The organism is Bradyrhizobium sp. cf659, assembly GCF_900113725.1.
GTDB lineage: Bacteria > Pseudomonadota > Alphaproteobacteria > Rhizobiales > Xanthobacteraceae > Bradyrhizobium.
In genome coordinates this window covers 350701-361523 of sequence record NZ_FOQJ01000006.1, presented here as the reverse complement: position 1 = coordinate 361523, position 10823 = coordinate 350701, and the positions used below count along the sequence as shown (strand labels likewise).

The 10823-nt window shown below is 64.7% G+C and carries 11 protein-coding genes; 7 read left to right on the top strand and 4 right to left on the bottom strand.

Annotated elements, in window-relative coordinates; all coding sequences use genetic code 11:
- From BM118_RS25815 to BM118_RS25805, 3 genes are all read left to right on the top strand, one after another.
- Positions 1–318 (top strand): transposase (locus BM118_RS25815; RefSeq protein WP_143099524.1); only part of this gene is annotated, 318 nt, incomplete at its 5' end.
- A 173-nt stretch (positions 319–491) separates the two neighbouring features.
- Complete coding sequence (locus BM118_RS25810; RefSeq protein WP_092188554.1) at positions 492–2057, top strand: alkaline phosphatase D family protein; 1566 nt, start codon at positions 492–494, stop codon at positions 2055–2057.
- 261 nt (positions 2058–2318) lie between these two features.
- Positions 2319–3137: an aldo/keto reductase gene (locus BM118_RS25805; RefSeq protein ID WP_092188552.1), complete on the top strand. Its 819-nt coding sequence runs from the start codon at positions 2319–2321 to the stop codon at positions 3135–3137.
- 79 nt (positions 3138–3216) lie between these two features.
- Here BM118_RS25805 and BM118_RS25800 read toward each other — a convergent pair whose 3' ends face one another.
- Complete coding sequence (locus BM118_RS25800) at positions 3217–3441, bottom strand: hypothetical protein (RefSeq protein ID WP_092188601.1); 225 nt, start codon at positions 3439–3441, stop codon at positions 3217–3219.
- A 95-nt stretch (positions 3442–3536) separates the two neighbouring features.
- Positions 3537–3977 carry a hypothetical protein gene (locus BM118_RS25795; RefSeq protein ID WP_244550251.1) on the bottom strand — a complete coding sequence of 147 codons (441 nt, stop codon included), beginning with the start codon at positions 3975–3977 and terminating at the stop codon, positions 3537–3539.
- Positions 3978–4147: 170 nt separating this feature from the next.
- On the opposite strand from BM118_RS25795, the gene BM118_RS25790 reads away from it, so the two are divergent.
- On the top strand, positions 4148–4426 hold the full coding sequence (locus tag BM118_RS25790) for a helix-turn-helix domain-containing protein (protein WP_177234680.1): 279 nt from the start codon (positions 4148–4150) through the stop codon (positions 4424–4426).
- A gap of 7 nt (positions 4427–4433) precedes the next feature.
- Here the strand turns inward: BM118_RS25790 and BM118_RS25785 are convergent, their stop codons facing one another.
- Together BM118_RS25785 and BM118_RS25780 are read right to left on the bottom strand one after the other, a co-directional pair.
- Positions 4434–5666 (bottom strand): aminotransferase-like domain-containing protein, encoded by a 1233-nt coding sequence (locus tag BM118_RS25785; protein WP_092188548.1) that lies wholly within the window; start codon positions 5664–5666, stop codon positions 4434–4436.
- An 88-nt stretch (positions 5667–5754) separates the two neighbouring features.
- Positions 5755–6282, bottom strand: a complete 528-nt coding sequence (locus tag BM118_RS25780) for a DUF3124 domain-containing protein (RefSeq protein ID WP_167771291.1) — start codon at positions 6280–6282, stop codon at positions 5755–5757.
- A 67-nt stretch (positions 6283–6349) separates the two neighbouring features.
- On the opposite strand from BM118_RS25780, the gene BM118_RS25775 reads away from it, so the two are divergent.
- From BM118_RS25775 to BM118_RS25765, 3 genes are all read left to right on the top strand, one after another.
- Positions 6350–8080: a cation:proton antiporter gene (locus BM118_RS25775; RefSeq protein ID WP_092188544.1), complete on the top strand. Its 1731-nt coding sequence runs from the start codon at positions 6350–6352 to the stop codon at positions 8078–8080.
- A gap of 189 nt (positions 8081–8269) precedes the next feature.
- Positions 8270–9346 carry a 3,4-dihydroxy-2-butanone-4-phosphate synthase gene (ribB, locus tag BM118_RS25770; protein ID WP_092188542.1) on the top strand — a complete coding sequence of 359 codons (1077 nt, stop codon included), beginning with the start codon at positions 8270–8272 and terminating at the stop codon, positions 9344–9346.
- A gap of 131 nt (positions 9347–9477) precedes the next feature.
- Entirely contained in the window at positions 9478–10692 is a 1215-nt protein-coding gene (locus tag BM118_RS25765; protein WP_092188540.1) for an acyl-CoA dehydrogenase, read from the top strand.
- Positions 10693–10823 lie beyond the last annotated feature (131 nt).

Sequence of the window (10823 nt, the reverse complement as noted above, 5' to 3'; positions counted from 1 at the left end):
ACCCTCTACAAGAGCCGATGGCAAATCGAGCTGTTGTTCCGTTGGATCAAGCAACATCTCGACATCCGCAAATTTCTCGGCGCCAACGACAATGCGGTCCGGCTCCAGGTGTTTGCCGCAATGATCGCCTACCTGTTGCTGCGTATCGCCGCCAAAGCCAACTGCCTCGCCATGCTTCCGATCAGGTTCGCTGAACTCGTCAGCCAGCTTCTATTCACGCGCCGGGCCATCGCCGCAATCGACAAGCCTCCACCCATCAACCCAAGCAAACGCAGATCCCACAGCCACCCAGACCAGATCGAGCTATCCTATGCCTAACTTCCCCGGACAGCCCTGCGTAAGAACGGGGCGAGGGAGCGCACCGCGCTCGGGGCTGCATCTCACACGTCATCCCCGCGTCGCAAAACCGTCGGCGCGGAGTCAAGAAACCGTAAGGGTAGGAGTCAAGGAGCGCAGGCACCTTCCGTCGCGATTCGACGAAGGTCTCCTGAATGGCAACGCTCCGCGCCCCGCGCGCATGGACCCGGCGGCAATTCCTGGTCCGCTCCACCTCCGGCCTCACCTTAGCCGCGCTCGCAAAACCATCCATCAGCCGTGCCGCCGACCGCCCGCGGATCGCCGGCGGCATCCAGTCCGGCGACGTCTCGGACGGCTCCGCCGTGATCTGGGCGCGCGCCGACCGGGCCGCGCGCATGCGGGTGGAATGCTCGACCGTCGAGAGTTTCAAGACCATCATTGCGTCAGCATCCGGCGACGCGCTGCCCGACGCCGACTTCACCTCGAAGCTGCTGTTGAGCGATCTGCCGTCCGGACAGGACATCTTCTATCGCGTCCGCTTCGACGACATCGCAACCGGCATCGCCGGCGAGAGCCGCGTCGGCCATTTCCGCACTGCGCCGGCCGCAGGGCAATCGATCTCGTTCCTGTGGTCCGGCGACACCGCGGGGCAGGGCTGGGGCATCGACATCTCGCGCGGCGGCTATCGCAGCTATCGCACCATGCTCGACAACCGCCCTGACTTCTTCATTCACTCCGGTGACCATATCTACGCCGACTGCACGATTCCATCCGAACAGAAGCTGCCGAACGGCGAGACCTGGCGCAACATCGTCACGGAAGAAAAATCCGAGGTCGCGCACACGCTGGGGCAATTTCGCGGCAACTACAAATACAATCATCTCGACGAGCATTTTCGCGATTTCCACGCGAGCGTGCCGATGTTTGCACAGTGGGACGACCACGAGGTCAGCAACGACTGGTCACCGTCCGGCAGCCATGATGAGGCTGGTTATGAGGACGACGGCACGCCGCGCCTGGTCGCGCGCGCCCGCCGCGCCTTCTTCGACTTCATGCCGATCCGCGACATCGGCGCACGGCAGGGGCGGGTCTATCGCAAGATCGCTTACGGGCCGCTGCTCGACGTCTTCATGATCGACATGCGCAGTTTTCGGGATGACACCTGGAACAAGGGCAGCGACCATCGCGGCTGGATCCTCGGCGCCGAGCAGTTGGCCTGGCTGAAGCGGGAGCTGGCCGCCTCGCGCGCGACTTGGAAGGTGATCGCCGCCGACCTGCCGATCGGCCTGATCAGTCTCGATGCGGTCGCGCTCGGCAATGGGCCGCCTGATAGACGCGAGCGCGAGATCGCCGATCTGCTCAGCTCCATCAGGCGCGCCGGCGTGCGCAACATCGTCTGGCTCACCGCCGACATGCACTATACCGCCGCGCATTACTACGATCCGAACAGGGCACAATTCCAGGATTTCGAGCCGTTCTGGGAATTCGTCTCCGGCCCGCTGCATGCCGGCACCTGGGGCCCGGGCGAGCTCGATGACACTTTTGGTCCGGTCGCGATGTACCAGAACGGATGCAGCGAGGCGCAGGGCGAGAATTTGGCGCCGTGTTTCGGACTGCAGTTCTTCGGCCGCGTCGATATCGATGGCGTGACCGGCGTGATGACCGTGACGCTGAAGGACGTGGACAACCGCGACCTCTGGTCGGTCGATATCGTGCCGCAACCGCAGGAGCTTCTGGCCGTGGTGGCGCAGCATTCGTGAGGCCGGTTCGTCATGCCCGGGCTTGTCCCGGGCATCCACGTTCTGCGCGCCAAGGGGCAAGTCGTGGATGGCCGGGTCAAGCCCGGCCATGACGTTGGGGAGGCACTCAGTGCGCCGACGCTAACCCGATCTTGATTGGCCGCTCCGCTTCCCCCGCGCTATAGTGACCGCTCCCGCCACCTCTTTTCCATCACCGAGGAGCCTGCTCACGCGGCATCACCGCGCGCATTCGGCGGGCTGGAATACGTCAGGAGTTGACCCATGGACAATCTGAAGACGCAGGGCATCAGCATGCCCAAGCTCGGCCTCGGCACCTTTCGCATGCAGGGCGATGCCTGCCGTGCCGCGGTCGAGAGCGCGCTGTCGGTCGGCTATCGCCACATCGACACGGCTGAAATGTACGCCAACGAAGAACCCATCGGCGCCGCGCTCGCCGCGGCCCGGCTGCCGCGCAGCGAGCTGCACGTTACGACGAAGGTCTGGCATGAGAATTTGGCGCCGGATGCGATCCGGCGTGCCTTCGACGCCAGCCTGAACAAACTCCGGCTCGACCATGTCGACCTCTACCTCGTGCACTGGCCGTCCAAGTCCGCGAACTGGGGCGCGGTGTTCGAAACCTTGATGAAGCTGAAGGAGGAGGGGCGCACGCGCGCGATTGGCGTCGCCAATTTCACCACGGCGCTGCTCAAGATCGCGGTCGACGACATCAGGGCGCCGATCGCCTGCAACCAGATCGAATATCACGCGATGCTCGATCAATCGAAGGTGCTGGCCTATCTCAATGCCAGGTCGATCCCGCTGGTCGCCTATTGCCCGCTGGCGCAGGGGCGCATTGCCTCCGATCCGGTGCTGGCGGAGATCGGCACCAAGCACAACGCGACCGCTGCGCAGGTTGCGCTGAAATGGCTGCTCGACCAGGGCGGCGTCGCGGCGATCCCGAAGGCCTCGCGCCGCGAGAGCCAGCAGGCCAATCTCGACGCGCTGAAGATCACGCTCGACGATGCCGACCGCAAGAAGATCGCCGCGCTGCCGAAGGACAGACGTTGCGTCAATCCCGGCTTTGCGCCGGCGTGGGACTGACCAAACGCTTGCCGCGAATACAAAGAAATGGCCCCGCAAGGGGCCATTTCCATGTTGCGTTTCCATGTTGCGTTGCGCGTTAGTCCCAATGGTGGTGATGGCCGCCACGCTTGATCACGACGACCTTGTCGCGATGGTGCCAGCCGCGATGCCAGCCATGATCGCGATGCTCGCGGAATTCGGCGCGAGCACCGTAAGGGCCGTGATGATCGTGCTTGATCACCACCGTCTCCGCGCTCGCCAGCGTCGGCGCCGCGATGACGAGCGCACCGAGAGCTGCAACCACATAACCAAGCTTCGTCATCATGTCCTCCTCCAATCGAATGCAGATGAGAACGGCGCATGTGTGCGAACGTTCCGGAGGAACTGGCAGAGAATTCTGAACGGATGTTCAGGTGCTCAATCGCAGCGTTGCTGTGCAGGTGTGGGCGCGCCCGTGGCGACGTATTTGCCATCCCTGATCGTGTACGCGCCGCGCTCGCTGCGATTGTAGATCGCGCGCAGGCTGCCGTCCTTCGCCAGCAGCAGCCCGAATTCGCGGGTCTGATGCAGCGATGGAAAGTATACCATCACGTTGAGCAGGCCCTCGGCGTTGACCGTGGCGGACACGACCTCGTTCTCGTCCTTGGCCTCGCCGAAATTGCGCCGGTACATCACCCGGCCGTCCTTCCGGATCTCGTAAGTCAGGAGCGCACCCTTGTCGCGGTCGGGCCGGGCCGCGCAATCGACCGCCCATGAGCCGAGCAGGCCCCATTGTTCGACCGTCGCCGCAAGCGTCTCGGCGTTGGCCGAGCACGTGCACGCGACCCACACCAGTGCAGCCGCGGTCCAGCGGCTCATACAACGCGTCATGTCCTGAAAAGCCCCACCTCGAAGAATTCCAAAGTGTAGCATCCCGCCCGCGGTCGTCCACGGCAGCCGCCGATCGCGCGCGAATTTGATCCGCGTCAATGAGGCCGGCCGTTTCGGGGCTAGGATGGCGCTTCCCGAAGGCGAACGTGGATAGACCAATGCTCAATCAAGTCATGGATTTTGCGGGCGAAGTGCTGCCCGGCAGCTGTGCCGTGCCGCCTTATTCGGAGACCGCATTTCTAGCGGAGCTGGGCGACCGCTTGAGATCCTCGCGCATGCGCTGCGACCTGTCGCGCCGGGAGCTGGCCCGCCGCTCCGGGATTTCCGAGCGCTATATCGCCCAGATCGAGGCCGGCAAGGGCAACGTCTCGATCGTCCTGTTGCTGCGGCTGGCCTCCGCGATCCACGGCAGCCAGCCCCAGCCCCAGGCGGCTTGATGAGGCGTTAAGCCCGCTTCTCCACATTGGCGCTGCGGGCGGGCACGCCGAACTCCCTGCGGCAGACCTCGGCCAGCACAGCGACGCCCTCGCGGATCTGCTGATGCGTGGGGCTGGCAAAGCACAGCCTGAGGCGTGAGCTGGAATGGCTCTTGTTGGTCGACCATTCCGGCCCCGGATTGATCGAGACACCGGCAGCAAGCGCGGCCTGATACAGCTTCAGCGTATCGACCTGGTCGGGCAGCTTCACCCACAGGAAGATGCCGCCCTTGGGCTCTTCGAACTCCGCCGCCGTCCCGAACTGCTCATTGAGGGCTTCCATCAGCGTATCGAGCTTGGTGCGCAGCGCCTTCGTCAGGGCCGGCACGTGGCTTGCGAAATGCGGTTTGCAATAGGCCGCCAGCACCATCTGCTCCAGCGCGCCGGAGCCGGCATCCGTCTTCAGCGACAGCATCCGCGACATCACATCCCAGGGCGCGACGATGAAGCCGACGCGCAGCGCCGGCGCGATCGATTTCGAGAACGAGCCGATATGGATCACGCCGCCGTTCGGACTCATCGCGTAGATCGCCGACGGCCGCTGTCCCGACCAGACGAGATCGGCATAGCAATCGTCCTCGAAGATCGGCACGCCATACTCGGCCGCGAGCCGCACCAGTTCAGCGCGGCGGCTCTCCGGCATGATGCTGCCGGTCGGGTTCTGCACCGTGGGGATGGTGTAGATGTATTTTGGACGGATGCCGCGGCTCTTCAGGTCGGCCAGCGTCGTGGCCAGCACGTCCATGCGCATGCCGTCCGCATCGAGCGGAATGCCTGCTACGTTGACGCCGAGCCGTGCCAGGCGGTTCAGCGAGCCCTGATAGCTGTCCTGCTCGAAGATCACGGTATCGCCGCGGGCGAGCAGCGTATTGTTGACGAGGTCGAGCGCCTGGAGCGAGCCGGAGACGATCAGGAGATCGTCGACCGTGCAGTTGATGCCGGCATCGCGCTTCAGCTTGGTGACGAGGAATTCGCGCAGCGGCAGGTAACCTTGCGGGCCATGCGCCAGACCGTAAGTGGCGAGCGATCGGCCCTCGCGTTGCAGGGCGAGGTTGGCCGCCTCGATCAACTCGTCCAGCGGCACCTGCTCGGAATCATTGTTGCCGCCGACGAAGCTGTATTTGGCAAGGCCCGTCCAGCGCGCGGAAGGGGCCGGCAGCCCTGCGGGAAACAGGGGCGCGAAATCGAAGCTGGACGTCATGGGAGCGTTCCTCGTTTTGTTCTTGTTGAGCGGCCGGCTTTGCGCCGGCCTGCTTTACGTCTTGCCGACCGTCCGGGTCGGACGGCCTCTACTTCTTTGTGGCCGTCCTAGTCGGGCGTCCCTGGCTGATGAAAGCGTAATGCGCATTGGCGACGCCGCCAACCATCAAGGCCTCGACCACCGGCTCGGCGATCTCGCCCGTTGCCGCCCAGTCGACGAGGAAATTGGCTCCGGTCCCGCCGCGCACGTCGTCGGTCGGAATGAAGATCGAGACGGTGGCGAGGGGCCTCAAGGCCACCGGCGCCTTCAGATAGCTTTCGACCTGCTTGCCTGCGGTGTCGAAATAGGCGATGCGTTTGACCACCAGAGGCTGGGTCTCGGAGGCGTTGTGAACGCTCAAGGTCACCGAGAAATCGACGCGCAGCTTGCCCTGGCTCATCGCGACGCTGGAATAGGCCGGCACATAGAACCCGCCGGCGACGGCCAGTTCTTCCTTCGGCAGCGCGGTGAGCGAATCGGCAAAGTTTTGTTCGATATTGACCTTGGATTGGGCCGCGGCCGGCAAAGCGGACGCGAACGAACCTAGCAGGGCTATCAGCCAGAGCACGATCCGCATGTGACGAATTGCTCGCTTGCCGCGGCGCAACCCGTCTCTAGGGTGCGGCAAAACGGACCAATTTGGCATGCACGAGCTCATTCGCGACATCACTCTCTGTATCCTGTTTGCCTGGATGCTGGGCCTGCTCGCCCATTTCTCCCGGCAGCCGCTGATCCTGGCCTACCTTATCGCCGGCTTCTGCATAGGTCCATTCGGTGCCGGCTGGGTCAAGTCGCAGGAATCGATCAGCGTCATCTCCGAGCTCGGCCTGATCTTCATGCTGTTCATGATCGGCCTGGAGATCGACCTGAAGAAGATCGTGCGGGCGGGAAGGGTGATCCTGTTCGCGGCGGGCGGCCAGCTGCTCGGCGGCTGCCTGCTCGGGGTCCTGTTCTTCGCCGGCATCGGCCTGTCGCTCGGCGGCGGCCATTTCGATGCGGTCTATCTCTGTATCGCCTGCGCGCTGTCGAGCACCGTCATCATCGTCAAGGTGCTCTACGAGAAGCGCGAGCTCGACACGCTGCCCGGCCGCATCACGCTCGGCGTGCTGGTGCTCCAGGACATCTTCGCCATCCTGTTCCTGGCGGTGCAGCCGAGTCTTGCCAATCTGCAAGTGAGTGTCATCCTGCTCTCGATCGGCCGCGTTGCGGTGCTGGTCGCCGCCGCGCTGCTGATCAGCCGCTATGTGCTGCCGCGCCTGTTCCACCAGATCGCCCGCCGGCCCGAACTGATCCTGCTCGGCGCGCTCGCCTGGTGCTTTCTCGTCGCCGAGACTGCGGAGCGGCTGTCGCTGTCGCGCGAGATGGGCGCCCTGATCGCCGGCGTCTCGCTCTCGACCTTTCCCTATGCGCTCGACGTCACCGCCAAGGTCACCACGCTGCGCGACTTCTTCATCACGCTGTTCTTCGTCGCGCTCGGCATGACCATTCCCGTGCCCGGCCTCTCCGTGATCGGGCTTGCCTTGATGATCGCGGCGTTCACGGTGGTGAGCCGGCTCGTCACGACATTCACGCCGCTCTACCTGATGAAGCAGGGGCTGCGTGCCAGCCTGTTGCCGGCCCTCAACCTCGCCCAGATATCGGAATTCTCGCTGGTGGTGATCCAGACCGGCGTCAGCGACAACCACATCGCCGCCGAAACGGCGAACGCGGCCTCCTTCGCCTTCGTGGTGCTGGCCGTGCTCTCGACCTTCGTGATGACCCGCAGCGACAAGATCACCCGCTGGGCGATCGGCCCGTTGAAGCGGATCGGCCTGCGCGATCTCGATCACGGCAACGGCCATGCCGAGGAGGGCCACGAGGGCGGCCACGGCGAGGCCCGCCGCATCGTCATCCTCGGCTTTTTCCGCGCGGCGAGCGCGCTGCTGGCCGAGATCGAACGGCAGACGCCGGTGCTGCTCGAGCAGATCACCGTAGTCGATTTCAACCCCAATGTGTACCAGACCCTGCTTTCACGCGGCCTGCACGTGATCTATGGCGACATCAGCAATGTCGATACGTTGCTCCATGCCGGTATCGGCAAATCCGAGATGATCATCCTCAGCGTGCCGGATTCGCTGCTGAAGGGCGCCACCAACGAGAAGCTGGTCCGCCATGTCCGCGCGCTGAACCCCACCGCTCTGATCGTTGCGACCGCCGATCTGCTGGCCGATGTCGGCGAGCTCTACGAGGCCGGCGCCAGCTACGTCTCCGTGACCCGGCTCAGCGACGCCCACGAGCTGTTTACCGTGATCGAGGCCGCCCAGGCCGGCCTGCTCGCGGACAAGCGCGCCGAGCTCGACCTGCGGCTTGGCGAGCGGCGAGAGGTGCTGCCCTGACGGCGTCCGGCCGTCTTCCTCCCGGGCTTTGTGCGCCTATATTCCTGGTATCTTCGGTGCAAGCCTGAAAGCCGCCGCCCTGCCCGCCATCAGGCATATGCGGTTGCGTCCAGGACACTAGCGCTTGGGGCCAAGTCCGGCTAAGGCGTCCGGCTAAGCCTCCGGCCCATAACCGATAGAGATTGGGAAATGCCCGATACCGTCCAGGAAGTCTTGCAGGCCTTTGCCCGGGGCGAGCTCGTCGTCGTCACCGACGACGAGGATCGCGAGGGCGAGGGCGATCTGATCGTCGCCGCCTCGCTCTGTACCGCCGAGAAGATGGCGTTCATCATCCGCCACACCTCCGGCATCGTCTGCGCGCCCGTGACCACGGAGGACGCGCGCCGCCTGCGGCTCGATCCCATGGTGGCCCACAACGATTCCGCGCACACCACCGCGTTCACGGTCTCGATCGACTACAAGCCCGACGGTGGCACCGGCATCTCCGCCGACGAGCGCGCCTCGTGCTGCCGCGCGCTGTCCAATCCCAATGTCGGCGCCAACGATTTCGCCCGTCCCGGCCACATCTTTCCGCTGATCGCCAAGGATGGCGGCGTGCTCTTGCGCTCAGGCCATACCGAGGCCGCGGTCGACCTCTGCAAGCTCTCCGGCCTGCCGCCGGTCGGCGTCATCAGCGAGTTGATGAACGACGACGGCAGCGTGATGAAGGGCGAGCAGGTCGCCCGGTTCGCCGCCCAGCACAAGCTGAAGCACGTCACCATCGCGGACATGATCGCCTACCGCCAGGCGCGCGAGAAGCTGATCGAGCGGGTCGCGACCTTCGTCACCGAGAGCCCGATCGGCCCCTTGCAGGGCTATGCCTACCGCTCGCCGTTCGATTCCATCGCCCACGTCGCCTTCGTCTACAACGGCGTCGGCGACGGCAAGAACGTGCTGACGCGCTTCCACAAGCCGAACATCGTCAAGGACACCTTCACCGGCCACAAGCGCATGGCGGCCGTGCTCGAGCATTTCAAGAAATCCGGCCGTGGCGTGCTGGTTTATCTGCGCGACGGTGCGGCCGGTGTCCCCGTGTCGCCGCTGCAGGACGAGTCGTCGACGGAGGCCGACCGCAACCGCCAGTGGCGCGAAGTGGGCGTCGGCGCGCAGATCCTGCGCGATCTCGGCGTCACCTCGATCCGGCATCTCACTTCCTCGGTGCACGACTACAAGGGCCTGTCCGGCTTCGGCATCGAGATCCTCGCCAACGAGCAGCTCGAAATCTGACGGCGTTGTTTCCGGGCTCGCGCCATTGCGCGCCCCGGAATGACCGAAACCAGGATGCAATTGCACTTGTTGCCGCGGCGCTTTACTTTGTCGGGCAATTCTTGACGGAACCAGACGCGAAAGGACGTTTCATGAGCGTGCGCCCTCAGGCCAAGGACAAGCCGGCTGCGGCTTCTTTCCAGTGGGACGATCCGTTCCTGCTCGACGAGCAGCTTACCGAAGACGAGCGCATGGTGCGCGACACCGCGCGTGCCTACGCCCAGGACAAGCTGCTGCCGCGCGTCGCCAAGGCCTATCTCGAAGAGACGACGGATCGCGAGATCTTCAACGAGATGGGCGAACTCGGCCTGATCGGCATCACGCTGCCGGAGGAGTATGGCTGCGCCAATGCGAGCTACGTCGCCTACGGCCTGGTCGCGCGCGAGATCGAGCGGGTCGATTCCGGCTATCGCTCGATGAACTCGGTGCAGTCCTCGCTGGTGATGTACCCGATCTACGCCTATGGCGACGAGAACCAGCGCAAGAAGTACCTGCCGAAGCTCGCCAGCGGCGAGTGGGTCGGCTGCTTCGGCCTGACCGAGCCGGACGCCGGCTCCGACCCGGCCGGCATGAAGACCCGCGCCGAGAAGGTCTCGGACGGCTATCGCCTGACCGGCAGCAAGATGTGGATCTCGAACGCGCCGATCGCCGACGTGTTCGTGGTCTGGGCCAAGTCGGCCGCGCACGACAACCAGATCCGGGGCTTCGTGCTGGAGAAGGGCATGAAGGGCCTCTCCGCGCCGAAGATCGGCGGCAAGCTCAGCTTGCGCGCCTCCATCACCGGCGAAGTCGTGATGGACGGCGTCGTGGTTCCGGAAGACGCGCTGCTGCCCAATGTCTCCGGCCTCAAGGGCCCGTTCGGCTGCCTCAACCGCGCCCGCTACGGCATTTCCTGGGGTGCGCTCGGCGCGGCCGAGGACTGCATGCACCGCGCCCGTCAGTACACGCTCGACCGCAAGCAGTTCGGCAAGCCGCTGGCCGCGACCCAGCTCGTGCAGAAGAAGCTCGCCGACATGGAGACCGAGATTGCGCTGGGCCTGCAGGGCTCGTTGCGCGTCGGCCGCCTGATGGACGAGGGCAAGTTCGCCCCCGAGATGATCTCGATCATGAAGCGCAACAATTGCGGCAAGGCGCTCGACATCGCCCGCGTCGCGCGCGACATGCACGGCGGCAACGGCATCTCGATCGAGTACCACGTGATGCGCCACGTCCATAACCTCGAGACGGTCAACACCTACGAGGGCACCCACGACGTCCACGCCCTGATCCTGGGCCGCGCCATCACGGGCATTCAGGCGTTTTTCTGAGCCGCCGCGCGGTGAGCGTGTGAGACGATAGAACTCTCCGATTGCGTCATGGCCGGGCTTGTCCCGGCCATCCACGTTCTAGCCGGTGAGAAGAACGTGGATGCCCGGCACAAGGCCGGGCATGACGAAGT